Raw genomic sequence first — 24,794 nt, 5'->3', positions numbered from 1 at the left:
TTAATCCTCTTTGCAGGTGAATTGCGTTGGTGTACCTAGCCTGTCAGCCGGTCGGCGAAGTAGTTGCCGTTGTCCAGATCGGCGAGCAGGCTGGGCTGAGTGGGTTCCCATCCGAGGGTCTGGCGCGTGATGAGGTTGGTCGCGGGGAGGTCCATCGTGACCGGATGCGCGAGGAACCCAAAGTATCCCGGCAGCATGAGTACGTCCGCGGGAACGCTTATGGTGGGCAGGCCAAGCCGGCTGCCGATGGCCTCGGCGATCTCGCGGAACGGGATGCCCCCGTCCTCAATTGCGTGCCAATAGCTGCCGGCCGGACCCTTCTCCAGGGCCAGGCGGAACAGGGAGGCGACATCGTGGATGTGCACGGCGCCCCAGATGTTTTCGCCGTCTCCGGGGTAGCCGGCGAAGCCCTTCTCCTGCGCGATCGCGATCAGCCCCGGAAGGAAGCCGGCACGGTCGGTCGTGCTGTGCGCGATGGTGGGTAACCGCACGATCGACGATCGGACTCCCCGCTCGGCGAGGCCGATTACGGCGAGTTCCACGGCATTACGGAACCGCAGGGTGCCCGTGTACTCCTCCCCGCCCGGAAGGGCCGGGTCGTCCTCGGTGGCAGGTCGGCCCAGGCGGCCGGGCGAGGCCATACTGCCGGCCGCGACCAACGGCTTCCCGGTTCCGGCGAGCGCCTCGCCGTACGCGAGCATGATCGGGACCTCCGCGGCGGTCACGGCGTCGATCCCGCCGGACGCAAGCAGGTCTTGCCGGTGCGCGACATGGATGACGCCGTCGGAGTCCGCGGCCGCCTCCTTGAGGCCGTCGAGATCCTCCAGGGTGCCGCGACGCACCGTGGCGCCCAGCGCGGACACCGCCGCCGCGGCCGTATCCGACCGGGCCAGACCGGTGACCTGGTGCCCGGCTGCGATCAGCTCGGGGATGATGTACGAACCGGAATGGCCGGTCCCGCCAGTGACGAAAACGCGCATGCGACTGTCCTTTTGAGGTAGTTGAAGCTCAGCTGAGAACGTTGACACCGAGGAAGAAGTCGGTGTGCTTGATGGAGTGGTTGAGCAGACTGATCTCCAGCAGGCCGGCGTGCTCCAATGCCCGCGCCATCGGCAGCGGCCCGGCGTCCAGTGGACGCAGTCCCAGGCTCTCGATGAACGCCGACACCTGTTCTTTTGCCTGCGCGTCGTCGCCGGCGATGAACACGTCCACTGCGCGACCATCGTCCAGAACATTGGCGAACAGGGTGTTGAACGCCTTGATCACGTGCGCGCCCGCCGAGGCCGCCTTGGCGATCTCCTGCGCGCCGGAACTGTCCTCGGGGGTGACAAAGCCCGCGAGATCGGGGGCGACGGGGTTGGTGATGTCGATGACGACCTTGCCGTCAAGTGCGTCCCCATACTGCTTCACCACCGCCGCCGCACCGGCGTACGGCACCGCCAGGACGACGATGTCCCCGGCCGGGACGGTGCCGGCCGTCCCGACCGTGGCGCCGCCGAGCGCGGCCGCCAATTCTTTGGCTTTGGCCGGGTCGCGGCCGATGATCTCGACCACGTTGCCGCCCGCGAGCGCCCGGGCGGCCAAGGCGCCGGCCATGTTTCCCACGCCGACGATGCTGATACTGCTCATGAGGTGTCCCGTCCTGGTTGACGATCGTAAAAGTTGATGTCTCAACCATATGCCTGGAAATGATGACGCGTCAACCAATCGGGGTAGGATGGGGCGATGGAACCGAACTGGCTGAACGCCCGTGAAGACCGCGCCTGGCGGGCCTTCGTGTTCGCGCATCAACAGATCGAAGTCCACCTGAACCGGCGCCTTCAGAGATTGGGCTTGTCCGGCGCCGACTACGAGGTCCTGGCGGTGCTCTCGGCGCTCGACGGAGATCGCATGCCCGCCCGCGCCCTGTGCGACGCACTGAGCTGGGAGAAGAGCCGCCTCTCCCACCAGCTACGGCGCATGGAGAAGGACGGGCTGCTCAGCCGCGAGCCCAACCCCGACGATGCCCGTAGCACCCTGGTCCGCCTGCTTCCGGCGGGCCGCGCCGCCATCGAGAAGGCGGCACCCAGGCATGTGGAGGACGTCCGGGAGAACTTCATCGACCTGTTCACCCCGGCTCAGCTCGACACCCTCGCCACCCTCAACGAACGAGTCCTGCGCCACCTGGCCACCATCCACGACTCCCCCGCCGACGACCAGCCTGCGTGACTTTTCACGCTCGGCAGTGGCGTCCAGCTCAATAATGACCACTATCCAGATAGTTGCTATTATCTGAAATATGACGACGGGTGAATCACCGCGGCGACGCAAGACTCGTGCGCAAGCGCAGGCGGAAACGCGTCAACGACTGCTGGAAGCCGCGGCGGCCACGTTCGCGCGCAAGGGCTATGCGGGCGCCTCGCTCGACGAGATCGCCGATGCGGCCGGATATTCGGTTGGCGCGGTGTATTCCAACTTCTCCAGCAAGGAGCAGGTGTTCTGCGAGTTGATGGCCGAGCGCGCGGCCGATCGAGTCGGGACCGTTGCCGATGCGCTGCGCTCGGCCAGGGATCAGCCGGGAGGCTCACTTGGTGCGCTGGGGCGGCTGCTGATCGATGCCGCCGACAAGAACATCGAGGTGGCCGCGTTGCAGACCGAGTTCTGGCTGCACGCAATCCGCAACCCCGACACCATGGAGATTCTGGCCGCGGGCACCCGCAGGACGCTTGACCTGCTGCGTGACGTGGTCGCCGAACTGCTCGACGAGCATCACGTCGACCAAAGCGTCGTGCCGCCGGAGACCTTCGCCGTCAGCGTGCTTGCGCTCTATCAGGGGTTGATACGCCAACGCCGAACCGATCCGTCCCGAGTGTCCGAAGAACTTTTCGGACAGGTCCTTTCCTGGCAGCTCGCCGGGATGCCCAAACTCCCCGACAACTGAGCGGAACCCGTCATGGATCAACTCGCGGATCAAGTCAAATTGGTCTTCGTGTACGGCATCCCAGCCTTCCTGCTGCTGATGGCCGTCGAGTACTACGGCTACTACCGGGAGAAACGCGAAAACCAGCCACCGCCGCCCGGCATCAAGCGGGGCATATCGGGACGCGACACCGCCACCAACGTCTCCACCTACGCGATCAGGCTGGTCGTCGCACCATTGGAGAAGTTCATCGAATTACCCATCGTGGCAATGGCCGCGGCATTCGCCCCGATCACACTGCCGGCCGGGCAATGGTGGACGTGGGTGTTGGCACTGGTGCTGGCCGATGCGGTCTACTATGTCAAACACCGTATGTCACACCGCATTCGGATGTTCTGGGCCGAGCACAGCGTGCACCACTCCAGTCAGTACTTCAACCTGTCCACGTCGCTGCGGCTGCCCTGGCTGGTCCCCGGCTCGTTCCTGAAGTCGGTCGTCGGTATTCCGATGGCACTCATCGGAATACCGCTGTGGGTCATCTTCCTGTGCCAGGCGATCGTGCTGCTCTACCAGTTCCCGATCCACACCGAGCGGATCGGCAAGCTGCCCAAGATGATCGAGTACGTCTTCAACACGCCGTCGCATCATCGTGTGCACCACGGCGCCAACAATCCCTACCTCGACAAGAACTACGGTGGCATCCTGATCATCTGGGATCGGCTGTTCAACAGTTACGCCGAGGAGATCGAACCGGTCCGCTACGGGTTGACCAAGAACATCGACACCGGCAATCCGATCAAGGTCAACTATCACGAATTCGCCGTGATGGTTCGTGACGTCTGGCGGGCGGCTACCTGGCGCGGGCGGGTCGGCTACCTGCTGCGCCCGCCGGGCTGGCAGGAATCAACGACGCAGCACCACCAGGAGCCGGTTTCCATCTCGTGACGATCACCCCGTCTACAGCCCGGACGGTACGACCTTGCCGTTGACCGTCACCTCGGCCTGGCCGGTCTTCGAGTTGTATGCGATCTGACCGTGCTCGAACGTCGACACGAGCAGATCACCGGTGGGGGTTTCGTCGCTGGTGGGGACGCCCAGCGGACCCGCTGAACCGTTATCGCCGGTGGGCGCGGGCACACCATCGGGGTTACGCGGGACGTTCCAGGCCTCCCGGATCTTGCCCACGGTGATATACGCGGGCGTGCCCGCTTCGTCGTTCTTGGCGACGATCGCGCCGCCCTGGAACTGCTGGAACACCACGCCACTGTCCCGAGTGCCCGCGTTACGGTCCCCGGTCAGCGGCTTGCCGAGTGTCTGCTTCTGGTCCTCGGTCGCCGACGAGTACTTGGCGGCAATCGGGCCGGTCAGCGTCACCTCGACGTCCCTCTCCCCGATGAGCTTCACCTCAGAGGGGGGCGGCGGGGTTGCCGACTCAGAAGTGGCGATCAGCCCGACCTGAGGTGACGCCGGGGTGTCGACGCTGTTGCCATTGCTGCAGCCCACCGTGATCAACGCCGCGGCGGCCAAGCCGACGAGCGCCGTGTGGCGGTATGCGACCGAACTCATGAGTTTCCTCTCAAGTCTCCCTGCGCTGTGGTTCACGTTACGGTTGAACCCTTGTCGGGCCGGACTATAACCGAACACCACATGGATCGCGCGGACGATCGCGGTCTTCACCGGGGCGAGCCACGGGCCCAGCGGGCGAGATTCTGCCCTGCAGAATCGCCTCTAGCTGCAACGATACTGCCCGTTGAGCACACAATTCGTCGGTGGTGAGTAGGAACCGGTCAACACGCCCCTCATGCCACCTGTGGCCGAACCACCCGGCGCGATAATGCGATTCCAATTCGCGGGGGTGAGCACATAGTGCGTGCCGTACTGCGCGAAGTTGCTACTCCACGTATGTGAGACGGATTCACCCGCCGGCAAGTCGAATTCGAGCCGCCAATCCGTCATCGGCACCGTGCCGGCGTTCACGATGGTGAAATGGCCGATGAAACCGGTCTGCCACGTCGATGACACCGATAACCTCGCCGCGGCCGCGGCCGCATGGGCTACCGGGGTGATCGTCAGTCCGGAGACAGCGATCAGCAGCGCCGCGAAGGTCACGTGAACCGCTGCGCTCCAGCACTTCAGGTAATCGCCCGGGCCGGCCACAGCAGTCAACACTAAGGCCGGACGGGCGACGCCGGCCGGGCATCGCGGGCACGCTGCGGTACCTTTGCCGAACTGGAATCGTCACGAGATATTCGGCGATGAGCGGTCAGGTGACCGGTTGCAGCGTGCGGGCGGCCTGGCCGTACAAGTCGGCAGCGGCGCCCATGGCGGCGTTGACCGTGTTGTAGTAATGGGTACCGACCCCGCCGTGGTACCTGAGCAATTGGGGGTTCTGCGCGAGCGTGGCCGCCAGCACGGTGTCACTGGTGATGCGGTACTTCGCGAATGCCTCGGTGAATCGGACGATGAAGCGGGCGATCGATTTGTTGGGGTCTTGGCGTTCGGCGACGGTGCCGAAACTGGCCTTCTCCTGAAACAGGCCGATGACCTCATCAGCCGCGCCCCCCGGGCCGCCGTAAGCCTGCACACCGCCCGACGCGGTCGGGCGGAACGTGGACTCAATTTTCGCGGTGGCGATGACGGTCTTGATCTGGTCTTCGCTCAGCCTGGCGGCCTGGCCCTGGCTCACGATGGCCCTGACGATGTCCTGCGCGCTCGAATCTTTGGTCACGACCACCGGTCTGGGGGCAGGGGCCGCGGCCGTTGCCCTGGGGACCGCCTCGGCCACCGGACGCTGCTCGACCGCGACCTCGGCATGCCGATGCATCTGCGGAGAAAGCAGGGTCGCACCGCCGAGGCCGGTCACAACCAGACAGGTGGTGACGATTGCCCTGACCAGTCTCGGTTTTCCGAATGTCTCCATCGGGTGGTCGACTTTCGGCATAGTCTTGCTCTCCTCTGTGGGGGTTTGAACTTGTGGCTCCCTGTTTCGGGCACGAACACCCCCTCCAACCCCGCCTCTCGACGCTGGAGAACAGGGTTGGACCACGCACTGGAGCTATCCGGTGGCCAAGCACCGAGCTGACCAGATGTGCGCCGGTAAAAGTTTGCTGCATGCGTCACGGCCGCGGCCGGCCCGTGAGCCGGCCCACCGTCGGCACGTCACATTCGTGGCATTGCGACCCGAGTTTGCCGCGATGTGAGCTGTGCCACTTTTCCTGCTACTACTGCAATGTAGTAATTAGCCGCGAACTGTATTCGAACATCCCGGATCTGGCAAAACCGCAGTACAAAGCCGGCTGCGAGCCGTTCATGAACGGACGATCGATGGTCGGCATTCCGTTTGCCAACAGGGCGTCGGCGCGGGGAATGCCGGTGCGGACGTCGACCGTTGTTGAATCCGTCGACACCCACACCGAACGGGACCTTGATGGCTGACGGAAGACTCAACGGCACGACCGCATCGGTGTCCGGCGCGTCCGGCGGCATTGACTGGGAGGGCGCGACTGGGCGACAGCAAGGGCGCACCCGACGCGACCACCGGTAATCCCCTGTCCCCCAACGACATCGCGGCCGCCGTCGTCTACATGGCCACTCAGCCATCGCATGCCGCGGTCAACGAGATGCTGATCCGACCCACCGAGCAGGCGGTATGACCGCACGGTAGAGCGCTCACTCATGTTTGCTGGGGGTGAGCCCCGGCGACAGCTTCCCAGTGCGGTGAACTAAACTGGCGACTCAAGTTATGGAGTCCGACGCCATCCGCCCCTACCCGTCGATTCTTGCGCGGCGATGGTCGTACCGATCGAAATGACGATCCAGTGAGGTGATCTGGTTTGGCCGACGCGCCATTCGGACGTAGCGCCACCCCGCTTCTCTCGGATTGGTATCGGCACGACCTCGACGGACTTCGCGGCGTTGCCATTGCGCTGGTAGCGGTTTTTCACGTGTGGTTCGGCAGAGTATCCGGCGGCGTCGATGTCTTCCTGGTGCTCTCGGGGTACTTTTTCGGCGGGTCGGTGCTACGCACCGCACTCGCTCCGGGCGCGTCACTGGTACCGCTGCCCAACCTGCGCCGGCTGATCCGGAGATTGCTTCCCGCGCTGGTCGTGGTGCTGGCCGCATGCGCGGTTCTCACCGTGCTGATTCAGCCCGAAACGCGGTGGGAAGCGTTTGCCGACCAGAGCCTGGCCAGCCTGGGTTATTACCAGAACTGGCATCTCGCCGGCAGTGCCTCCAACTATGCGCAAGCCGCCCAAGCGGTCAGTCCGCTGCAGCACATCTGGTCGATGTCGGTACAAGGCCAGTTCTACGTGGCGTTCCTGACACTGGTCTTCGGGATCGCGTACCTACTGCGTCGGTCGCTGGTCAAGCACACCCGCAGCGTGCTCCTCGCGGTCGTGAGTGCACTGTGCGTGGCATCGTTTTGCTTCGCGATATTCGCTCATGCGGCCGATCAGATGACCGCCTACTACAACAGTTTCGCCCGCGCCTGGGAACTCCTCCTCGGTGTGCTGCTCGCCTACCTCGCGCCGCATATCCGCTGGCCGCTGTGGCTGCGGACCGCGGCCACGAGCGTGGGCCTGCTGGCCCTGTTCTCCTGCGGTGCGCTGATCGACGGGGTGATGCAGTACCCCGGTCCGTGGGCGCTGGTCCCGGTCGGTGCGGCCGTACTGATCGTTCTGGCCGCCGCCAACCTGAACGCCGATGCCGGCGACCGGGCGCCGTATCCGAACCGGATGCTGGCGACGAAGCCGTTTGTGGCGCTGGGCGGCGTGTCGTACTCGCTGTACCTGTGGCATTGGCCGCTGTTGATCTTCTGGCTCGCGCACACCGGTGAACGCCGCGTCAGTTTTCTCGAAGGTGCCGCTGTGCTGGTGGCATCGGGCGTGTTGGCTTATCTGACCACTCGATTTGTCGAGACGCCGCTGCGGTCCGTGCGCGCGCCTTCGCCGGTTCGCGACCTGGGCCGGGCACCGTTGCGGGTGCGGCTCCAGCGGCCGACGATCGCATTGGGCACGGCGGTCACGCTGCTCGCCGTCGTGCTGACGGCGTCGGCGTTCGCCTTGCGCCAGCACGTGGTCGTGAAGCAGCCACTCACCGAGCAACTGACCACGTTGTCGGCGCACGACTATCCGGGGGCACGGGCGCTGACCAGCAACGCGAGAGTGCCCGAACTGCCGATGCGGCCCACGGTTCTCGAAGCCCGCCGGGATCTGCCTGCCGCCCCGTCCGGGGGTTGCACCAGCGCCGCCGAATACCCGGCACTCGTGACCTGCACGTCCGGAGATGTCCATGCGGAACGCGTCATGGCGGTGGTCGGCGCCTCACACTCCGAACACTGGATTCCGGCCCTGGATCAGCTGGGCCGACAACACCACTTCAAGATCGTCAGCTATTTGAAGATGGGCTGCCTGCTGACCACCGAGCAACTCCCGACCATGGACACCCCGCCCGAGCCCTACACCAACTGCCACCAGTGGGTCGAGCACGTGATACCGAAGTTGATCGACACCCGCCCCGACTACGTGTTCACCACCACCACCCGACCGAACGAACACGGGGGCGGTGACTACACCCCCAAGGGTTATGTCTCGATCTGGAAGACGTTGTCGGCGCACGGTATCGGCATCCTCGGGATCCGAGACAACCCTTGGGTCGTGCACGACGGTGAGCTGGTCGACCCGGCCGACTGCCTGGCCGGCGGCGGCGACGCCATCAGTTGCGGGGTGAAGCGCTCGGACGCGCTCGCCGACCGCGACCCGACGGCGGACGTGGCACAACGACTTCCGCTGATGCAGACACTCGATATGAGTGACGCCATGTGTGGGGTCGAGTTCTGTCCGGCCGTAGAGGGAAACGTGTTGATCTACCGGGACTCCCACCATCTCTCCGCCACCTATGTCCGCACCCTCGCCGAGGAACTCGGACGCCAGATCGCGGTGACCACCGGCTGGTGGCGCCTCCCCTGATCGAGGGTCAGCGGTCGGCGGGCGTGGTCCGGGACAGTTCGAAAACCGGAATCACTCGGCAGGTTTTGGGGTAGGTGTCAATCCGCGGACAGATTTCGACGATCCTGGCGAATGCGGTGTCGCGCTCGTCGCCCGAGATCTCGTGCGCGACGACATCGTAGCTGTCCTCGCCGATCTCGATGTGCGCGTGGGGGTGAGCCCGCAGATTGTGTACCCACGCCGGGTGCTGCGGGGCTCCCCCTTTGGTGCCCACAACGAGAATCCTGCCGTCAACGATGAAGTACTCCAACGGCGTCTGACGTCGTCGGCCGGACTTGGCGCCCGTCATCGTCAACAGGACGACGTCGGAGTCGGCGAACGGACCACCGACTCGCCCGTGATTGGACCGGAACTCTTCGACCACCGCGGCGTTGAAGTCCGTCAGGAGCTGCGGATTCGCCTCTGTCTCGGCGTACGTCGGTATCCGAGGAACGTTCGATTCGTGGGTGCCCCTGTGGGCCGGGCCGTCATCAGTCATCGCTAGTGAAACGTCACGACGGCCGACTTCAATTCCCCGCTCCCCGGCACGCGGCGTCCGTCGGCGTCAGCAACCGATACTCCATGACTCCCGCGATCATTCAGTTGAAAGCCCGAAGGCTTTTGGGTACACCACCTCACCGCATGGGACGGCTCGCTCAGGATCGAGCGCCAGCGCGAGGAACGTGTCGTCCGGCACGGCGAATGGCGCAGCGATGCCGAGCCGGGACGCCGGGGTGAATCCGAAACGCGGATAGTACTCGGCGTGCCCAAGCACCACGACCGGGTTCTCGCCCCGAATTCGGGCCTCCTCGAGCCCCATCCGGATCGCTGCCGAGCCAGCCCCACTGCGCTGAGCGTCGGGCACGACCGCACAAGGCCCCAGCGCGAGTGCAGGCTCACCGCCGATTGCGCACCGGGTGAGCAACGCGTATCCCATGATCACGCCGGCCCGGTCGCAGGCGACGATCGACAGGCCGTCGATCCATGCATCGGGATCGTCTCGGAGCGCGTCGACCAGATTGGCTTCCAGCTCCGTGGGAAACGCCGCCGCGTTCACGGCGCGAATACGACGGATGTCCTCGGGACGCTCGGCTCGGGTACTCCACACCTGCACGTATCTACAGTAACGGGGGTTCCCAATGCTTTTCGCCCACAGTTCGTGCGCAGGTCAGGCGTGTGACGCAGTTCGGTGCCGGGCACTGTTGCCCAACCATCGGTCACGACTGCAGCTGCCCCAGGGTGACCTGCACGGTCTGAGAGTCGCCCGACTGGTCGTCGTAGGTCAACGTGACGGTGTCCCCCGGCGCCCGGGAATGCACGGCGGCGACGAGCGCGTCGGGACCGTCGATCACCTTATCGTCGAACTTGGTGATCACGGCACCGTCGGGCAGGCCTGCGGCAGCTGCCGGGCCACCTTCGACGACGCCCGCCACGGCTGCGCCATTCTCGCCGTTGCCGGCGAGCTGAACACCCAACGACGCGCGCTGGACCGTACCGGTCGAAACCAGTTCGTCGGCAATCCGTTTGGCCTGATCCACCGGGATGGCGAAGCCAAGGCCGATCGATCCGGCCTGACCGCCGCCCTGCGAGTCCTGCCCACCGCCCAGCGAGGCGATCGCCGAGTTCACTCCGATCAGATCACCGTTCATGTCCACCAGAGCACCCCCGGAGTTGCCCGGATTGATCGCGGCGTCGGTCTGAATGGCGCTCATCACCGAGTGCTGGCCGGTCTGCGCGTCGCCGGTCGACACCGGGCGATCCAAGGCACTGATGATCCCGGTGGTGACCGTGCCCTGCAGACCCAACGGCGAGCCGATCGCGACGACGTTCTGCCCCACTTTGAGGTCCTTCGAGGAGCCGATCGTGATCGGGGTCAGCCCGGACACGTTCTGGGCCTTCACGACCGCGATGTCATCGGCGGGGTCGGTCCCGACGACGGTGAACGGCGCGCTGCGCCCGTCGGACATGGTCACCGTCGCCTGCATGGCGCCGCCGGCTCGGGCCGACGGGCTGTTCGACGGTCCGGTCGAGTCGTCGCCGCCGGGGAATTGACCGCCGGGGAAGAGACCGCGCGGCAGACCGGGGAACGGGCCGCCGGGTGAGGCCTCGGCGGCCAACGGCCCCTGATCGTCGGCACCCTCGGCGGCCGATGCCACCACGTGATTGTTGGTGAGGATCAGCCCGTCGCCGGTGAGGACGATGCCGGACCCTTCCTCGCGTCCCTGTCCGGTCTCGATCTGCAGCTTCACCACGCTGGGCAATACCTTGGCGGACACGTCTTCGACCGATCCGGCCGGTGCCGAGCCCTTCGGTTGAGCAGGGGTCGATCCCGTTGTCGGCAGCGGCTTTCCGACCTGCTGCGGCGCCGATGCCCTGGCCGCGGACGCGGCGGGTCCGGAGTGGTCGACCACCGCCACCGCCGTCACCGCGCCGGTCGCCATGGCCACCACGGCCGTGCCGGCAACCAGAACCCCGATTCGGGCTTTCTTCCTCGGTTGCGGGTTGTCGTGGGCCTGCGGACCCTCGACATCCTGGTGCATCGTCTGGTCCATCTCGGGGCGCGGCCCGTAGGGCGGCTGAGGATGCTGATATCCCGCGCGGCTCCACGGACTGAGGTGCTGCTGATCAGGCACCCGCCCCGTGGTCCACTCGCCGTTGCTACCTTGTGACGACCTGCCCGACCAATGATTCATTGCGACCGCTTCTTCCCTGCGACACCGACATATATGCGCCATGCCGGCGCCCACCTAATATCGTGAACGGGCCTACTGAGGGTTTGCTGAGATTGGGTTCGGTTCTGGCCAAGACTTTCACAGCAAACTCCCGATGTAAGCGCCACGCCGACAACGGGAGTCGCCGGCCAGGGACTACGGTCGCCACAACCGCCGAGCGTGCCCGTCCCCGGCATCGCAGATGAGGCTACGATTGCCGGGTGCGGGAACTAGGCGATCAGGACCTCGGTCGACCGCCGACGACGCAATCGTTTGTACTTCAAGAGCTCAGAAGCTGGCTGATATCCGGCGAGGTTGCGCCCGGGTCACGAATTCACCAGGAGGCGCTCGCCGAACGGTTGGGTGTCAGCAGGCACCCGGTCCGCGAGGCGCTGCAGATCCTCAAAGGCGAGGGCCAGGTCGCCTACATTCCCCAGCGCGGGTACTACGTCGCGGATCTCGACCCGGCCGAGCTGCATGAGATCTACCTGCTTCGAGAAGTGTTGGAGAACAAGGCGACTGAGTTGGCCACACCGCTGCTCAACACCGACGATATCGATGCGCTCGAGGCGATCTACGACGAGATCGACTCCGCCATGGCCAGGGACGACATCGCGGCACTGATGGCGGCGAATCGGCGGTTTCATTTCCGCTTGCTCACCCCGTGCGGACTGTCCCGACTGATGCGGCTGGTGTCGCAGCTGTGGGATCAGTCCAACCCCTATCGCTTCCGGCACTTCGGCGAGGTCGCCAACCGGGAGATCAGCCAGCGTGAGCACCGGCTGATGCTCGACGCGGCGCGCGCCGGCGATACCGAGCGCCTCATCAAACTCAGCGACCAGCACCGCGCCCATGCGGTGCCGACGTTGAAGCGGACGATCGGGCGCGAGCAGCAGTCCTGAGCGGACGCTCGTATCGAGTGACTCTTGACACCTTGTAGAAATGTATCCAAAATAATGTCGCCACTTGGAGGAGGGTCTTTGTCGCAACAACTCGAGTCCGTAGCCGGGGCCGGCCACGCTGAACCGGCCCGGTCCAAGACGGTGTACGCACCCGAACAGGAGGGGCTGCGTTTTCCCGCCATGCCCGTCTTCGATTCCTACGACCAGGAGCGGGTCCACCGTCGCCAACGGTTGGCGGCGTCGTGCCGGATCATGTACGAGCTGGGATACGAATACGGCTTCGCAGGCCATCTGACCGTCCGGGACCCCGAGAGCCCCGACCTGTACTGGACGAACCCCTTCGCGGTCAGCTTCGGGCAGGTCCGGGCATCCCAGATGATTCTCGTCGATCATGCGGGCACCGTCGTGGAGGGTGACTACGCGGTGAATCGGGCCGGATTCGTCCTGCATGCCGCGATCCACGATCACAACCCCGATATCGTCGCCTCGGTGCACGCCCACACGATCGACGGCATGGCGTGGGCCGCGCTCGGGCGCAAGCTGGATCCGATCACCCAGACGGCGTGCGGGTTCTTCGAGGATCAGGCCCTGATCACCGCCCAGGCGGGGGCGGTGGTGGTCGAGAAGTCCGCCGGACGAGAGGTCGCCGAGGCATTCGGCAACGCCAAGATCGCCATCCACCAGAATCACGGTCTGTTCGCGGCCGGACGCGAATCCCTCGACGAAGCTCTCTGGTGGTTCATCGCGGCCAACCGAGCCTGCGAGATCCAGATCAAGGCAGAATCGACCGGATCGCCATTGCAGATCATCGGCCGCGAGGCGGCGCTGCATTCCCGCAATCACCTCGCGACGCCCTTCATGGCCTGGTTGCACATTCAGCCGATGTATGACGACGTCATCGCCAGGGTGCCGGACCTCCTCGAATAGGAGTGCGCACCAACCGCGGTCGCCCGACACACAGAGAGCCAGCCACCAATGCCGCACCGCCCCACCACTGCCCGCAAAGTCGCAATGGCCAGCTTCATCGGCACCGTCATCGAGTGGTATGACTTCTTCCTCTACGGCATCGCGGCAGCCGCGGTCTTCAACGTCCTGTTCTTCCCCTCCATGGACGGACTCACCGGGACGCTTGCCGCCTTCGGCACGTTCGCGGTCGGCTACTTCGCCCGACCGCTCGGCGGAATCGTATTCGGCCACATGGGAGATCGATTCGGACGCAAACGAGCCCTGGTCTCGACACTGCTCCTGATGGGCGTGGCGACGACCTTGGTCGGGGCGCTGCCCACGTACGACAGCATCGGGATTCTGGCACCCGCACTCCTGATCGTCCTGCGCCTGGTTCAGGGCCTGGCGGTGGGCGGCGAGTGGGGTGGCGCAGTGCTGATGGCGGCCGAGCACGCTCCGCAGGACCGGCGCGGGCTGTTCGCGAGTGCGGCGCACGCGGGCGCACCGGCGGGCCTGGTCCTGGCCACCGGCGTGTTCTCGCTGTTCGCACTGTTGCCGGACGATGAGTTCCACTCCTGGGGCTGGCGGGTGCCGTTCCTGCTCAGCGCCGCTCTGCTTCTCGTCGGCCTCTTCATCCGGATGCGGATCTCCGAATCGCCGGAATTCGAGGCGAACAAGGCGCAGGGCGAGATCCAGCGGTTCCCCCTCCTGGAAGCCGTCAAGAACCCCGGGAACATCATTCGCGTCGCACTCCTACGCTGCATCGACGGCACCGGATCCAGCATCTATTCGTTTTTCGCGGCCACGTACGCCGTTCAGCACCTTGACTTCTCGACCGCGGTCGCGACGAGCGGCAACGTGATCGGCGGTCTTGTCGGCATCGTCGTACTGCCGGTCGCCGCGGCGTTGTCCGACAAGTTCGGGCGGCGCCGCGCGTACATGACGTTCGTGACGTTTGCGATGTGTGTGGTGTTCCCGGTGACGTGGTTGATCAACGCCGGTGTGCCCGCGCTCTTCTGGCTTGCCATGGCGATCGGCCTCGGCATCGCGAACTACGGTCAGTACGGCACGGTGTCGGCATATTTTGCCGAACTCTTCCCCACCGGGTCGCGCTACACGGGCGCATCGCTGGGTTATCAACTCGGTGGAGCACTGTTCAACGGCACCGCACCCCTCGTCGCCACAGCGTTGTTCGGGTGGGCCGACAGCCTGTGGCCGGTGGCGGCGCTGGTCATGGCGTCCGGTGCGGTGAGCCTGGTGACGGCGTACTTCTCCCCCGAGACCGCCAACCAGGCACTGTCAAGGACCACCGCGGACACGTCCGATCCGACACCGCAGGTCGAGAAACTGTCGTCATGACGCCAACCGCGTTGGAGTCGCTGTCCATCCGCGACCTCGGTGGCCTGCTGCGCAACCGGTCACTGAGCGTTCTCGAAGTGGTCGACGACCGCCTCGAGCGGGTCCGAGCCTCCACTCTGGACTCCTTCGTCACCGTGTGCGACACGCAGGCCCGCGAACGGGCCGCCGTTCTTGATCGGGAGTTGCGGTCGGGTTACTGTCGCGGCCCGCTGCACGGCGTGCCGGTCGCGGTGAAAGATGTCTTCCTGACCCGTGGCGTACGCACCACGGCCGGGTCGCGGTTATTCGACGACTACGTACCCGATTCCACCGCCGAGGTCGTCACCAGCATGGAGACTGCCGGGGCGGTCGTCCTCGGCAAGACCGCCACACAGGAGCTGGCCTACGGCGGCACCGGAGACCGCTGCGCCTACCGGACACCGCGAAATCCCTTGGACCGGAGCAGGATAACCGGCGGGTCGTCGGGAGGCTCGGCCTCCGCCGTAGCCGAAGGCCTCGTGTGGGCCGCATTGGGCACCGATACGGGCGGCTCGGTCAGGATCCCCGCGGCCCTGTGCGGGGCCGTCGGGATGAAGCCGACCGCCGGGCTGCTCAGCACGACGGGAGTGTTGCCGCTCTCGCCGACCATGGATCACGTCGGGATACTCTCCCGCACCATCGACGACAACCGAGTCCTCCTCGGGCAACTCGCGTCGATCCCCGGCGGACGCCCAGCGGCCGCGGCCCGGATCGGGATACCGGCGAACTATTACTTCGACGACGTCGATAGGGTGATCGCCGACGATGTCCTGGGCGTGATACCTCATCTGGTGCGTGCCGGGATGACGATCGTGGAGGTGGGTGTTCCGGGAGCATCCGAGCTGTACTCGGCGCAGCGAACCATCCTCTCCTACGAGGCATTCGCCGAATACGGTTCCTTGGTGCGGGACAGACCGGCCGACGTCGACCCGTATGTACGTGAGCGTGTGCAGGCCGGTGCGTCGATCACGTCCGGTGCCTACTCCGAGGCACTCACCCAACGAGCCACCGCGGATGAACTTTTCGGCCGGCTGTGGGATCGGGTTGACGTCATACTCACCCCGACGACACCGCTCCACGCCACACCGCTCCTGGCCGATACCGCCGAACTGAACGGCCGCGAGATCAACGTCGGCGCCCATCTGGCCAGGCTGACCGCGATCAGCAACCTCGCGGGCCTGCCCAGCCTCGCGGTTCCGATCCGGAGCCCTTCGATCGGCGGGCTGCCTAGCAGCTGTCAGCTCATCGGCCCGCGGTCCTCGGAGGCCATGCTCTACAACCTGGCCGAAAACCTGTCCCGTTCTTGGGGTTTGTGACTCGTGGTTAGACTGGCGACGTGATGAGCGCACGTCGGGTTCGCCGGGCCGTCGAACCCGACGTGCCTGCCATCGAACGACTCGTACGCGATGCATTCGACAAGTACGTCGTGCGGATCGGTAGGCGGCCGGCACCGATGGACGCGGACTATTCCCTGGCTGTCGCGTCGATGCGGGTATGGGTGCTCGAAGCCGGGGGTGTGATCGAGGGGCTCCTGGTCAACGAAGTGCACCACGACCACCTTCGGCTCGACACCATCGCCGTCGCTCCCACCGCACAGGGGTGTGGCCACGGGGCGCGCCTGCTGGCCCGGGCGGAGGACGACGCCCGCGAATTCGCGCTACCCGAGGTGCGACTGGTCACCAACGTCGCGATGACCGAAAACCAGAGTTTCTACACCCGTCGCGGCTACATCGAGACCGCGCGTGGCCGCCAGGACGGGTACGACCGCATCTTCTATGCGAAAGCCCTTGCGGTACAGTAGTTTCCTTGCCTGCGCGACCGGTACCGCCGCACAGCGATCATCGGGTCAGCGGCAGCAGTTCGGATCGAGCACCACGCACAAGGCCTGCAGGGCTTCGGGTTTCACCCGGTGAAAGACATTCATGCCGCGCCGGTCGGAGATCACCAACCCGGCTTTGCGGAGTTGGCCGAGGTGATGGCTCACGGTCGATTCAGCCAGGTCGAGCACTGCGGCCAGATCCCCGCTGGTCCCCTCCCCCGGCCGTGAACTGAACAGCAGCGACATGATCTTGACCCGCACCGGATCGGCCAGCGCCTTCAGACGCATCGCCACCTGCAGGGCGTCGGTGTCGCTGATGGGCCCGGCGGCCACCGGGGCGCAGCACACCGGGGCGGACATGTCGATCACGGGCAATGCTTTGGGCATACGCCCATCTTGCCACAGCTCTTGACATATATCGAAAAGGTGGCACCCTGGGGTCGACGCGTCAATTCGATATATGTCTCATCCCTAGTGGAGGTGGATCATGTCCCGTGTTCAGTTAGCGCTCAACGTCGACGATCTCGACGAGGCGATCACGTTCTACACCAAACTGTTTGGCACCGACCCGGCCAAGGTGAAGCCCGGCTACGCCAACTTCGCGATCACCGACCCGGCGTTGAAGCTGGTGTTGCTGGAGAACCCCGGCAAGGGCGGCACCATCAATCACCTCGGCGTGGAGGTGGAGTCCAGTGAGAAGGTGCACGCCGAGATCGCCCGGTTGACCGGCGAAGGCCTGTTCACCGATGAGGAGATCGGCACCACGTGTTGCTTCGCCACCCAGGACAAGGTCTGGGTGATCGGTCCGGCCGGCGAGAAGTGGGAGGTCTACACCGTGCTCGCCGACTCCGAGACCTTCGGCACCAGTCCCCAGCACCTGGATGAATCGGCCGGCGACGACAAGGATAGGGGGTGTTGCGGCAGCACGGCCGCCGCAACCGATGCGCCGGCCAGGGCCGCGTCCTGCTGCTGACATCAGCGCGGCCCAACCGGCACCGGGCACGGACGAGGGGGATGATGGCTGATCAGCGGCGGGTCGTGGTGTGACGGATTCGACCGCGCCACAGGCTTTTACGCCGAGCCAGGCCGCCCTGCGGCGGATCTTGGCGACGTTGTGTCTGACCCAGATCACCAGCTGGGGGGTGCTGTATTACGCGTTCACGGTGCTCTCGGTGCGCATCACCGACCAAACCCGATGGTCGCCACCGGCGGTGACCGCGGCGTTCTCGGCGGCGCTGGTGACCTCGGCGCTGGTGGGGATCGGGGTGGGCCGTTGGATCGACCGCCACGGCCCGCATGCGGTGATGACGACCGGCTCGGTTCTGGGCCCGCTGGCGCTGGTCGGGGTGGCGCTCGCCCCCGGCCTGGGATGGTTTGTGGCGTCCTGGATCGCTGCGGGGGTGGCGATGGCTGCGGTGCTGTATCAGCCGGCGTTCGCCGCGTTGACCCGCTGGTACGGGCCGCGCCACGTCCGAGCGTTGACGGTGTTGACCCTGGTGGCGGGGCTGGCCAGCACCGTGTTCGCCCCGCTGACCGCCACTCTGGCCGATCACCTCGACTGGCGTGCCACCTATCTGGTGCTGGCTGCCGCACTCGCCGTGGTCACCATTCCGGCGCATTTCTTCGGGCTGCGCTACCCCTGGCCACCGGCTCCGCATCCTCATCACCTCGAATCGCCGACGCGCACCACCCGCAGCCTGCCGTTTATCGCGCTGACCGCGGCGATCGCGGTCGGAGCCTGCGCTTCCTACGCCATCATCGTCAATCTGGTACCGCTGATGGCCGAACGCGGCATCGGCACCCAGGCCGCCGCGCTGGCGTTGGGCCTGGGTGGCGCCGGCCAAGTCCTGGGCCGGCTGGGCTATGGCGCGCTGGTGCGGCGGCTGAGTGTCCGGGCTCGGACCGTGTTGATCTTGGCGGCGACCGCAGCCACCACCGCCCTGCTCGGGGTGTTCACCTCACTGCTGGCGTTGGTGATCGTCACCGTGTTGGCCGGTTTCGCCCGTGGCATCCTGACCCTGCTGCAGGCCACCGCTGTCACCGACCGGTGGGGCACCACCCATTACGGTCACCTCAGCGCTGTGCTGGCCGCCCCGGTCACCCTCACCACCGCGCTGGGCCCGTGGATCGGCGCCACACTGGCCAGCCTGCTCGGCGGCTACGCACCCATGTTCCTCGTCCTCGGCGCCCTCGGGATCTTGGCGACGATGTTCAGCCTGGCGGCCACGCCTGCCCACCTCACCGCCACCCCCGCCCCGCCCGACCCGACATCGGCACAGCCGGCACACCGCGGCCACGACTAGACGACCCAGCCGAGGCCCGTTCACCCCGGGTTCACTTGACCATGGATTTGATATCCATCAATATCGATGTATGTCGAAATCGCGGGAGTTGTTGGCCGATCAGGACACGTGTTGCCCGCCCGGGGCGCTGCTGCGTGCACCCCTCACGGCCGTGGCCGCCGCGGATATGGCGGTCAAGCTCAAGGCGCTGGCCGATCCGGTGCGGCTGCAGTTGTTTTCGGCGATCGCCAGCCACGCCGGCGGCGAGGCTTGCGTCTGCGACATCTCCGCCGACATCGAGGTGTCACAACCGACCATCAGCCACCACCTCAAGGTGTTGCGCGATGCCGGGCTGCTGACCTCGGAGCGGCGGGCGTCGTGGGTGTATTACGCGGTGGTACCCGACGCACTGGCCAGCCTGACCGTCCTGCTCGGCACGACGGCGGGAGCCTCGGCGTGACCGATACCACCACGTCGGCGCCGCCGGTCGTCGGCAAGCTCTCCACCCTCGACCGGCTCCTGCCGGTCTGGATCGGTGCGGCCATGGTCGCCGGCCTGCTGCTCGGCCGCTGGATCCCCGGCCTGAATTCCGTGCTGGAAAGCGTTCAGATCGACGGTATTTCGCTGCCCATCGCCTTGGGCCTGCTGATCATGATGTATCCGGTGCTGGCGAAGGTCCGCTATGACCGCCTCGACACGGTCACCGGCGACCGTAAACTCCTGCTGTCCTCACTGGTCCTGAATTGGGTGGCCGGTCCGGCATTGATGTTCACCCTGGCCTGGCTGCTACTGCCCGACCTCCCCGAATACCGCACCGGACTGATCATCGTCGGGCTGGCCCGCTGCATCGCCATGGTCATCGTCTGGAACGACCTCGCCTGCGGCGACCGCGAAGCCGCCGCCGTCCTCGTCGCCTTGAACTCGATCTTCCAGGTCATCATGTTCGCCGTGCTGGGCTGGTTCTACCTCTCAGTCCTGCCCGGCTGGCTCGGCCTGCAACAAACCACCATCGACACCTCACCGTGGCAGATCGCCAAATCCGTGCTCATCTTCCTCGGCATCCCCCTGGCCGCCGGCTACCTCTCCCGCCGTCTCGGAGAACGCACTAAGGGCCGCGACTGGTACGAAACCACGTTCTTATCCAAGATCGGCCCCTGGGCGCTTTACGGATTGTTGTTCACCATCGTGATTCTCTTTGCCCTCCAAGGCGATCGGATCACCCACCAGCCGTGGGATGTCGCCCGCATCGCGCTGCCACTGTTGGCGTACTTCGCCATCATGTGGGGCGGCGGCTACCTGCTCGGCACCGTGCTCGATCTCGGCTACGAACGCACCACCACCTTGGCGTTCACCGCCGCCGGCAACAACTTCGAACTGGCCATCGCCGTCGCGATCGCCACCTACGGCGCCACCTCCGGCCAAGCCCTGGCCGGGGTGGTCGGACCGCTCATCGAGGTGCCGGTGCTGGTGGCCCTGGTCTACGTCGCCCTGGCACTGCGTAAACGGTTCCGCCACCACACCTCCCAACACCGTGACGCCGACGCTAAACCCGCCGTGCTATTCCTGTGCACCCACAACGCAGGCCGCTCCCAGATGGCGCTGGGATACTTCACGCACTACGCCGGCGAGAATGCGATCGCCTGGTCAGGTGGATCCGAACCCGGCAAAGACATCAACCCGACCGCCGTCGAAGCCATGGCCGAGGTCGGGATCGATATCACCGGTGAGTACCCCAAGCCCTGGACCGACGAAATCGTGCAAGCCGCCGATGTCGTCATCACCATGGGCTGCGGGGACGCCTGCCCGATCTTCCCCGGAAAACGCTACGAGAACTGGGAACTCCCCGACCCCGCCGGCCAGGGCATCGACGCCGTGCGGCCGATCCGCGACCAGATCGACCAACGAGTCCGGCGACTGTTGGCCGAGCTGGCGAGCGCGGGCAGGTGATCGCCGGCTTGCCGCGACCCGTTCACGTCACCGCCGGGATGTCCCGCCGCCGCAAATGCCTGAGAAAGAACCAGGTGTCGATGCCGCCGTCGGTGGGCACCGCGCGATGACCGCCCGGGAAGGCGTGCAGCACCTTATCTTCCGAGGCGAAGGCGCCGAACAACTCGAAGCCGAATTCGCGTGGTATCTCCTGGTCGTCCCAGGGCAGCAGGTACTCGATCGGGATGGTCACCCGTCTCGCCGCTTCGAGCAGGGCGTCGTGTGCCGACGTCCAACCGAAGACCGCAGCGGCGATCCTGGGTTCGACCGCGGCCAGCGGTATTCCGATCGCACCGGCCAGCGATACGCCGGAGTAGCCGATCGGTACCTGCGTACCGATCTCGGGCAGGGCTTGCAGGGCGTCGATGGTCGCCTGCCATTCGGGTACGGCGCGTTCGGCCACCGATGCGCAGTAGTCGGCGAGCAGCCGGCCGAATAACGGGCTGCCTTCCGCGCGGGCTCGCTGGAACGCGGCGACCAGGTCGTGGTCGTGCGCGCTGCGGACCCGGTCGCCGTGCCCCGGTGCATCGATAGAGGCGACGTGGAAACCGTGTGCGATCACCGAGGTATGGGCCCGGGCCACGTGCCCCGGGGCCCGCTTGTCCAGGCCGCCGGGGTGACCGGCGAGAATCAGGGGCGCGCCGCCGGCATGGAATTCCGGTGACCAGAGCACACCGGTGATGTCGTCCAGAGTGAACGTCCGCTCGATGACACCGTTCGACGTTGTCTCAGAGGTGAATTGCATGGTGGTGCCTTTCGGAAGTGCCGTTGTTCGGGCGCTCCCGGCGACACCTACCTCGATCGCCCGACCGTGCACACGAGTGGGAGCACCCACGGGGTTGCAGCGTTCATGGGTCTCACCTCCTCTCGTACTGTCACGGCCACGGGCAAGCTATCAACCCAAATGAGATCCTGTCCAACTGTTTCCACTCCCCCGCCCGGTCTCAGCCACGGTCAGGTTCGCAATGCCCGAATGACCTAACACTTAGCCCTTGCGCTAACCGTTGTGCCCGTGAAACACTTAGCCATGTGGATAAGTATGATGGTCGGCTCGACGGACTCTTCGTGGCGCTGGCGGATCCCACGCGGCGGGCGGTGATTCGACGGCTCGGCAGCGGGCCGGCGAGTGTCGGCGACTTGAAGAAGCCGTTCCCGATCGCGTTGCCATCGTTCATGAAACATGTCCGCGTCCTTGAATCGAACGGTTTGATCCGGACGCAAAAGAGTGGCCGAGTCCGAATCTGTGCGCTCGATCGCGAACGTCTGTCCCTGGTCGATGACTGGCTCGCCGAGCAGCGGGCGATCTGGGAGGCCCGCACGGACCGGCTCGAACAACTCGTCACTGAAACTGAGGAGACCAAATGAGTACGACCGCAATCGATCCCGATCTCGATCTGGTTCTGCAGCGCGTGATCCGGGCACCACGGCACGCGGTCTGGCGGCCGTGGACCGATCCGGCCCTGTTGGCCCGGTGGTGGACCCCGGCGCCGACCCAGAGTCGTATCGATCGGCTCGAGGTGCGCCCCGGTGGCGGATTCGTCACCCAAATGAGCGATGACGGCACGCATTTCGTTCCGCACACCGACGGGGTGTTTCTGGTCGTCGAGGAGAACTCCCGGCTGGTGTTCACCAATGCGGTCGACAGCGCATGGCGGCCCGCTTCGCCGGAACCGGTGTCGATGACCGCTGAGATCGTCCTGGGCGAGCACCCCGACGGGACCAGCTACCGGGCGATCGTGCGCCACCGCGATCCCGTCCACCGGGCCCGTCACGAGGAACTCGGCTTCTTCGACGGCTGGGGCGCGGTCACCGATGCCCTCGCCGAACTCGTGGAGGGCCAAATCGCCTCGTGAGCACTCCGGACTAACGCGGATCAGGCCAACCGCGTGGCGACGAAGAAGAGGAAGACCGGCTTGGTCACGAAGTCCTCGAACTGGTCGGGGAACAATTCCGCGGCGGCCGGGTCGGGCTGCGGTTCGCTGATGGAGCAGAGTTGGAAACCGGCGTCGGCGATGGCGTCGGTCATGGCATGCAGCGGCCGACGCCAGAATCTCATCGGGACCGACGTGCCGTTGAGCGTCCAATCGAAGCAATAGCTGGTCGTCGCGGAGTAGTCGGGCCGCGGCTCCCGCAGCGTGTACGCCACAAACGGGTGGTCCACCGAGGCGATCAACCGACCACCCGGCTTGAGCACCCGCCGCATTTCGGTCAGTGTCGGCCCCCAGTCCTGCAGGTAGTGCAGTACCAGCGAGGCGGCGATATCATCGAACGCATCGGCGTCGAACGGCAGTGGATCGCCGAGATCGACGACGTGTAGCGCTGCGTCCTCGCCGAGGCGCCGCCTGGCCACCGCGAGCATTCCGGCGCTGGCGTCGATGCCGGTGACGATCGCGCCGCGTCCGGACAGGGCCGCGGCCAAGGCGCCCGTACCGCACCCGGCATCCAGGATGCGGCGGCCGGCGACGTCTCCGGCGAGCGCCAACATCGCCGGACGCTCGTAGTACGCATTCGCCAGACTGTTCTCGTTCTCGGCCGCGTAGGCTTCGGCGAAACTGTCGTAATCGTTGACCCGGGCCCGATCCGCGGAGCGTGTGACGTTTTTGGCCACCTCGGTTGCGCGTTCCACCGCCACAGCCTAGGCGTCGGAGCCTCCCCCGGTGCCATCGACCGCACACGTCGCGGCCCCGCCCTTGCCGTCAACCGAAGAACGGAGTGAAACCCTATGATTACCAAGAGAATTACCGACGGATCCGAACGGACGATCATCGAGAACATGCTCGACCGCAACCGTGAGGCGCTCATCGCCACCGTGCGCGGGCTGTCCGAGTCCGATGCCCGCCGGCGGCTGGTCGCGTCGCTGACCACCCCGGCCTCGTTGATCAAGCATGCCGCGGCCGCGGAACGGATCTGGTTCCAACGGTTCTGGGCCGGGCTCGATGCCTCCGAATGCGATGGATACTCGAACCGGGACGAAGGCACGTTCGCCGTCGCCGACGACGAGTCGCTGGCCGATGTCATCGCCGAGTTCGAGCGTGCCAGCCAACGGTCACGGGCGATCGCGGCCCGCTTCGACTCGATGACACCAAAGACATTCCCGGTGAGGGACCGGTGAGTATGCGCTGGACCCTGCTCGCCATGGTCGAGGAATTCGCCAGGCATGCCGGGCACGGCGATATCCTGCGCGAGCAGATCGACCGGACGGTGCCCCTACCGCCGAACGCCTGAATCGGCGCAGACGATCGTCAGCGAGCCGGCCGCCGTCGTCTCGACCGTGATCCGGCCGAGGTCGGGCACGGCGGCGTCGTACCCGGTGAGTTCCGCCAGATCGTGGGAGGTACCCACCGCCAGCGTGTGGGCCGATGCGGCCCGGCCGGCCGCCAGACCGGCCGGGGCGTCCTCGATCACCAAACACTCCGCCGCGGCAAAGCCGAGCGCGGCGGCGGCCCGCAGGTACCCTTGCGGGCTCGGTTTCCCCTCGGTCACATCCTCGGCGGCGATCAGCACGTCCGGGACCGGTAGACCCGCCGCAGCGAGGCGGGCTCGCATCAACATCTGCGACCCGGATGTGACTGCGGCCCAACGGTTCACCGGCAGGCTGCCGAGCAGGCGTTGCGTTCCCGGAAGCGCGACGACGCCCGCCATGTCGGCCAACTCCAACGCGTCCAGCTCGGCGACCCCCTCTGCCACTTCGGCCGGCGCCAGGAATTGTGCGACGGTGTCTTCGGTGCGCCGTCCGTGGCAGACCCGCAGAATCTCCTCGGCGTCCAGGTTGCGGTGCGCGGCCCATACCCGCCAGGTGCGTTCCACCGCGGGTGTGGAATCGACCAGGGTGCCGTCGATGTCGGTGAGGACGGCCTCAACGTGGAAGGCGTTCCGACTCATCATG

29 protein-coding genes and 1 pseudogene are annotated in these 24,794 nt (G+C 65.9%); 18 read left to right on the top strand and 12 right to left on the bottom strand.

Going from position 1 to position 24,794, the window contains the following annotated elements:
* Positions 1–35: 35 nt before the first annotated feature.
* Together ACWDTP_RS01040 and ACWDTP_RS01035 are read right to left on the bottom strand one after the other, a co-directional pair.
* Positions 36–980 carry an SDR family oxidoreductase gene (locus ACWDTP_RS01040; protein WP_450015668.1) on the bottom strand — a complete coding sequence of 315 codons (945 nt, stop codon included), beginning with the start codon at positions 978–980 and terminating at the stop codon, positions 36–38.
* 28 nt (positions 981–1,008) lie between these two features.
* Positions 1,009–1,629: an NADPH-dependent F420 reductase gene (locus ACWDTP_RS01035; protein ID WP_450015666.1), complete on the bottom strand. Its 621-nt coding sequence runs from the start codon at positions 1,627–1,629 to the stop codon at positions 1,009–1,011.
* A 96-nt stretch (positions 1,630–1,725) separates the two neighbouring features.
* Between ACWDTP_RS01035 and ACWDTP_RS01030 the strand changes: the two genes are divergently transcribed.
* The 3 genes from ACWDTP_RS01030 to ACWDTP_RS01020 all read left to right on the top strand — a co-directional run bounded on the left by ACWDTP_RS01030 (position 1,726) and on the right by ACWDTP_RS01020 (position 3,844).
* Positions 1,726–2,208 carry a MarR family winged helix-turn-helix transcriptional regulator gene (locus ACWDTP_RS01030; RefSeq protein ID WP_450015664.1) on the top strand — a complete coding sequence of 161 codons (483 nt, stop codon included), beginning with the start codon at positions 1,726–1,728 and terminating at the stop codon, positions 2,206–2,208.
* A gap of 70 nt (positions 2,209–2,278) precedes the next feature.
* Positions 2,279–2,920 carry a TetR/AcrR family transcriptional regulator gene (locus ACWDTP_RS01025; RefSeq protein ID WP_450015662.1) on the top strand — a complete coding sequence of 214 codons (642 nt, stop codon included), beginning with the start codon at positions 2,279–2,281 and terminating at the stop codon, positions 2,918–2,920.
* 12 nt (positions 2,921–2,932) lie between these two features.
* The gene (locus tag ACWDTP_RS01020) at positions 2,933–3,844 is read left to right on the top strand and encodes a sterol desaturase family protein (protein WP_450015661.1); all 912 of its coding nucleotides are present in this window, start codon (positions 2,933–2,935) and stop codon (positions 3,842–3,844) included.
* A gap of 12 nt (positions 3,845–3,856) precedes the next feature.
* Here ACWDTP_RS01020 and ACWDTP_RS01015 read toward each other — a convergent pair whose 3' ends face one another.
* The 3 genes from ACWDTP_RS01015 to ACWDTP_RS01005 all read right to left on the bottom strand — a co-directional run bounded on the left by ACWDTP_RS01015 (position 3,857) and on the right by ACWDTP_RS01005 (position 5,840).
* Complete coding sequence (locus tag ACWDTP_RS01015) at positions 3,857–4,465, bottom strand: LGFP repeat-containing protein (RefSeq protein WP_450015660.1); 609 nt, start codon at positions 4,463–4,465, stop codon at positions 3,857–3,859.
* Between the two features lie 162 nt (positions 4,466–4,627).
* Positions 4,628–5,056: a cellulose-binding domain-containing protein gene (locus ACWDTP_RS01010; RefSeq protein WP_450015658.1), complete on the bottom strand. Its 429-nt coding sequence runs from the start codon at positions 5,054–5,056 to the stop codon at positions 4,628–4,630.
* Between the two features lie 106 nt (positions 5,057–5,162).
* A complete protein-coding gene (locus tag ACWDTP_RS01005) occupies positions 5,163–5,840 on the bottom strand; it encodes a hypothetical protein (protein WP_450015656.1) in 678 nt (225 codons plus the stop codon).
* Between the two features lie 194 nt (positions 5,841–6,034).
* Between ACWDTP_RS01005 and ACWDTP_RS01000 the strand changes: the two genes are divergently transcribed.
* The 3 genes from ACWDTP_RS01000 to ACWDTP_RS00990 all read left to right on the top strand — a co-directional run bounded on the left by ACWDTP_RS01000 (position 6,035) and on the right by ACWDTP_RS00990 (position 8,868).
* Complete coding sequence (locus tag ACWDTP_RS01000; protein ID WP_450015654.1) at positions 6,035–6,334, top strand: hypothetical protein; 300 nt, start codon at positions 6,035–6,037, stop codon at positions 6,332–6,334.
* A 50-nt stretch (positions 6,335–6,384) separates the two neighbouring features.
* Positions 6,385–6,552 carry a hypothetical protein gene (locus ACWDTP_RS00995; RefSeq protein ID WP_450015652.1) on the top strand — a complete coding sequence of 56 codons (168 nt, stop codon included), beginning with the start codon at positions 6,385–6,387 and terminating at the stop codon, positions 6,550–6,552.
* A gap of 180 nt (positions 6,553–6,732) precedes the next feature.
* Positions 6,733–8,868 carry an acyltransferase family protein gene (locus ACWDTP_RS00990; RefSeq protein ID WP_450015650.1) on the top strand — a complete coding sequence of 712 codons (2,136 nt, stop codon included), beginning with the start codon at positions 6,733–6,735 and terminating at the stop codon, positions 8,866–8,868.
* A 7-nt stretch (positions 8,869–8,875) separates the two neighbouring features.
* Here the strand turns inward: ACWDTP_RS00990 and ACWDTP_RS00985 are convergent, their stop codons facing one another.
* From ACWDTP_RS00985 to ACWDTP_RS00975, 3 genes are all read right to left on the bottom strand, one after another.
* Positions 8,876–9,385 (bottom strand): nitroreductase/quinone reductase family protein, encoded by a 510-nt coding sequence (locus ACWDTP_RS00985; RefSeq protein WP_450015648.1) that lies wholly within the window; start codon positions 9,383–9,385, stop codon positions 8,876–8,878.
* A 96-nt stretch (positions 9,386–9,481) separates the two neighbouring features.
* Positions 9,482–9,943 (bottom strand): GNAT family N-acetyltransferase, encoded by a 462-nt coding sequence (locus ACWDTP_RS00980; RefSeq protein ID WP_450015646.1) that lies wholly within the window; start codon positions 9,941–9,943, stop codon positions 9,482–9,484.
* Positions 9,944–10,103: 160 nt separating this feature from the next.
* Entirely contained in the window at positions 10,104–11,354 is a 1,251-nt protein-coding gene (locus tag ACWDTP_RS00975; RefSeq protein ID WP_450015847.1) for a S1C family serine protease, read from the bottom strand.
* A 464-nt stretch (positions 11,355–11,818) separates the two neighbouring features.
* Here ACWDTP_RS00975 and ACWDTP_RS00970 point away from each other — a divergent pair, with 464 nt between their 5' ends.
* The 5 genes from ACWDTP_RS00970 to ACWDTP_RS00950 all read left to right on the top strand — a co-directional run bounded on the left by ACWDTP_RS00970 (position 11,819) and on the right by ACWDTP_RS00950 (position 16,622).
* On the top strand, positions 11,819–12,499 hold the full coding sequence (locus tag ACWDTP_RS00970; protein ID WP_450015644.1) for a GntR family transcriptional regulator: 681 nt from the start codon (positions 11,819–11,821) through the stop codon (positions 12,497–12,499).
* Between the two features lie 78 nt (positions 12,500–12,577).
* Positions 12,578–13,426, top strand: a complete 849-nt coding sequence (locus ACWDTP_RS00965; protein WP_450015643.1) for a class II aldolase/adducin family protein — start codon at positions 12,578–12,580, stop codon at positions 13,424–13,426.
* An 84-nt stretch (positions 13,427–13,510) separates the two neighbouring features.
* On the top strand, positions 13,511–14,803 hold the full coding sequence (locus ACWDTP_RS00960; protein ID WP_450015641.1) for an MFS transporter: 1,293 nt from the start codon (positions 13,511–13,513) through the stop codon (positions 14,801–14,803).
* On the top strand, positions 14,800–16,137 hold the full coding sequence (locus tag ACWDTP_RS00955) for an amidase (protein ID WP_450015639.1): 1,338 nt from the start codon (positions 14,800–14,802) through the stop codon (positions 16,135–16,137). Before ACWDTP_RS00960 ends, ACWDTP_RS00955 begins: the two co-directional genes overlap by 4 nt.
* A 23-nt stretch (positions 16,138–16,160) precedes the next feature.
* Entirely contained in the window at positions 16,161–16,622 is a 462-nt protein-coding gene (locus ACWDTP_RS00950) for a GNAT family N-acetyltransferase (RefSeq protein ID WP_450015638.1), read from the top strand.
* A 45-nt stretch (positions 16,623–16,667) separates the two neighbouring features.
* Here the strand turns inward: ACWDTP_RS00950 and ACWDTP_RS00945 are convergent, their stop codons facing one another.
* Positions 16,668–17,027 carry an Rv2640c family ArsR-like transcriptional regulator gene (locus tag ACWDTP_RS00945; RefSeq protein ID WP_450015636.1) on the bottom strand — a complete coding sequence of 120 codons (360 nt, stop codon included), beginning with the start codon at positions 17,025–17,027 and terminating at the stop codon, positions 16,668–16,670.
* Positions 17,028–17,127: 100 nt separating this feature from the next.
* On the opposite strand from ACWDTP_RS00945, the gene ACWDTP_RS00940 reads away from it, so the two are divergent.
* From ACWDTP_RS00940 to arsB, 4 genes are all read left to right on the top strand, one after another.
* Positions 17,128–17,613 carry an ArsI/CadI family heavy metal resistance metalloenzyme gene (locus tag ACWDTP_RS00940; protein WP_450015634.1) on the top strand — a complete coding sequence of 162 codons (486 nt, stop codon included), beginning with the start codon at positions 17,128–17,130 and terminating at the stop codon, positions 17,611–17,613.
* Between the two features lie 70 nt (positions 17,614–17,683).
* Entirely contained in the window at positions 17,684–18,943 is a 1,260-nt protein-coding gene (locus ACWDTP_RS00935; protein ID WP_450015632.1) for an MFS transporter, read from the top strand.
* 70 nt (positions 18,944–19,013) lie between these two features.
* On the top strand, positions 19,014–19,382 hold the full coding sequence (locus ACWDTP_RS00930) for an ArsR/SmtB family transcription factor (RefSeq protein ID WP_450015630.1): 369 nt from the start codon (positions 19,014–19,016) through the stop codon (positions 19,380–19,382).
* A complete protein-coding gene (gene arsB, locus ACWDTP_RS00925; RefSeq protein WP_450015629.1) occupies positions 19,379–20,869 on the top strand; it encodes an ACR3 family arsenite efflux transporter in 1,491 nt (496 codons plus the stop codon). Before ACWDTP_RS00930 ends, arsB begins: the two co-directional genes overlap by 4 nt.
* Before the next feature lie 22 nt (positions 20,870–20,891).
* On the opposite strand, the gene ACWDTP_RS00920 is transcribed toward arsB, so the two are convergent.
* Positions 20,892–21,653, bottom strand: a complete 762-nt coding sequence (locus tag ACWDTP_RS00920; protein WP_450015627.1) for an alpha/beta hydrolase — start codon at positions 21,651–21,653, stop codon at positions 20,892–20,894.
* Between the two features lie 320 nt (positions 21,654–21,973).
* Here ACWDTP_RS00920 and ACWDTP_RS00915 point away from each other — a divergent pair, with 320 nt between their 5' ends.
* Both ACWDTP_RS00915 and ACWDTP_RS00910 read left to right on the top strand, forming a co-directional pair.
* The gene (locus ACWDTP_RS00915) at positions 21,974–22,273 is read left to right on the top strand and encodes an ArsR/SmtB family transcription factor (RefSeq protein ID WP_450015625.1); all 300 of its coding nucleotides are present in this window, start codon (positions 21,974–21,976) and stop codon (positions 22,271–22,273) included.
* Positions 22,270–22,761: an SRPBCC domain-containing protein gene (locus ACWDTP_RS00910; RefSeq protein WP_450015623.1), complete on the top strand. Its 492-nt coding sequence runs from the start codon at positions 22,270–22,272 to the stop codon at positions 22,759–22,761. The genes ACWDTP_RS00915 and ACWDTP_RS00910 overlap by 4 nt, the downstream gene beginning before the upstream one ends.
* 20 nt (positions 22,762–22,781) lie before the next feature.
* Here the strand turns inward: ACWDTP_RS00910 and ACWDTP_RS00905 are convergent, their stop codons facing one another.
* Entirely contained in the window at positions 22,782–23,534 is a 753-nt protein-coding gene (locus ACWDTP_RS00905; RefSeq protein WP_450015621.1) for a class I SAM-dependent methyltransferase, read from the bottom strand.
* Between the two features lie 96 nt (positions 23,535–23,630).
* On the opposite strand from ACWDTP_RS00905, the pseudogene ACWDTP_RS00900 reads away from it, so the two are divergent.
* A pseudogene (locus ACWDTP_RS00900) lies at positions 23,631–24,133 on the top strand (DinB family protein).
* Here the strand turns inward: ACWDTP_RS00900 and ACWDTP_RS00895 are convergent.
* Positions 24,116–24,790 (bottom strand): HAD-IA family hydrolase, encoded by a 675-nt coding sequence (locus ACWDTP_RS00895; protein ID WP_450015619.1) that lies wholly within the window; start codon positions 24,788–24,790, stop codon positions 24,116–24,118. The pseudogene ACWDTP_RS00900 and the gene ACWDTP_RS00895 overlap by 18 nt on opposite strands.
* Positions 24,791–24,794 lie beyond the last annotated feature (4 nt).

The sequence above is a fragment of the Mycobacterium sp. NPDC003449 genome (genome assembly GCF_053588415.1).
This window is presented reverse-complemented; position numbering and strand designations above follow the sequence as displayed.

What these genes read in the sequence shown, in the direction of transcription:
- ACWDTP_RS01030 (WP_450015664.1), top strand. Translation starts at nt 1,726, where the DNA reads ATGGAACCGAACTGGCTGAACGCCCGTGAAGACCGCGCCTGGCGGGCC.
- ACWDTP_RS01020 (WP_450015661.1), top strand. Translation starts at nt 2,933, where the DNA reads ATGGATCAACTCGCGGATCAAGTCAAATTGGTCTTCGTGTACGGCATC.
- ACWDTP_RS00920 (WP_450015627.1), bottom strand. Translation starts at nt 21,653, where the DNA reads ATGCAATTCACCTCTGAGACAACGTCGAACGGTGTCATCGAGCGGACG.
- ACWDTP_RS00945 (WP_450015636.1), bottom strand. Translation starts at nt 17,027, where the DNA reads ATGCCCAAAGCATTGCCCGTGATCGACATGTCCGCCCCGGTGTGCTGC.
- ACWDTP_RS01040 (WP_450015668.1), bottom strand. Translation starts at nt 980, where the DNA reads ATGCGCGTTTTCGTCACTGGCGGGACCGGCCATTCCGGTTCGTACATC.
- ACWDTP_RS00910 (WP_450015623.1), top strand. Translation starts at nt 22,270, where the DNA reads ATGAGTACGACCGCAATCGATCCCGATCTCGATCTGGTTCTGCAGCGC.
- ACWDTP_RS00985 (WP_450015648.1), bottom strand. Translation starts at nt 9,385, where the DNA reads ATGACTGATGACGGCCCGGCCCACAGGGGCACCCACGAATCGAACGTT.
- ACWDTP_RS01025 (WP_450015662.1), top strand. Translation starts at nt 2,279, where the DNA reads ATGACGACGGGTGAATCACCGCGGCGACGCAAGACTCGTGCGCAAGCG.
- ACWDTP_RS00895 (WP_450015619.1), bottom strand. Translation starts at nt 24,790, where the DNA reads ATGAGTCGGAACGCCTTCCACGTTGAGGCCGTCCTCACCGACATCGAC.
- ACWDTP_RS00950 (WP_450015638.1), top strand. Translation starts at nt 16,161, where the DNA reads ATGAGCGCACGTCGGGTTCGCCGGGCCGTCGAACCCGACGTGCCTGCC.
- ACWDTP_RS00940 (WP_450015634.1), top strand. Translation starts at nt 17,128, where the DNA reads ATGTCCCGTGTTCAGTTAGCGCTCAACGTCGACGATCTCGACGAGGCG.
- ACWDTP_RS00930 (WP_450015630.1), top strand. Translation starts at nt 19,014, where the DNA reads ATGTCGAAATCGCGGGAGTTGTTGGCCGATCAGGACACGTGTTGCCCG.
- ACWDTP_RS01005 (WP_450015656.1), bottom strand. Translation starts at nt 5,840, where the DNA reads ATGCCGAAAGTCGACCACCCGATGGAGACATTCGGAAAACCGAGACTG.
- ACWDTP_RS01015 (WP_450015660.1), bottom strand. Translation starts at nt 4,465, where the DNA reads ATGAGTTCGGTCGCATACCGCCACACGGCGCTCGTCGGCTTGGCCGCC.
- ACWDTP_RS01035 (WP_450015666.1), bottom strand. Translation starts at nt 1,629, where the DNA reads ATGAGCAGTATCAGCATCGTCGGCGTGGGAAACATGGCCGGCGCCTTG.
- ACWDTP_RS00955 (WP_450015639.1), top strand. Translation starts at nt 14,800, where the DNA reads ATGACGCCAACCGCGTTGGAGTCGCTGTCCATCCGCGACCTCGGTGGC.
- ACWDTP_RS00960 (WP_450015641.1), top strand. Translation starts at nt 13,511, where the DNA reads ATGGCCAGCTTCATCGGCACCGTCATCGAGTGGTATGACTTCTTCCTC.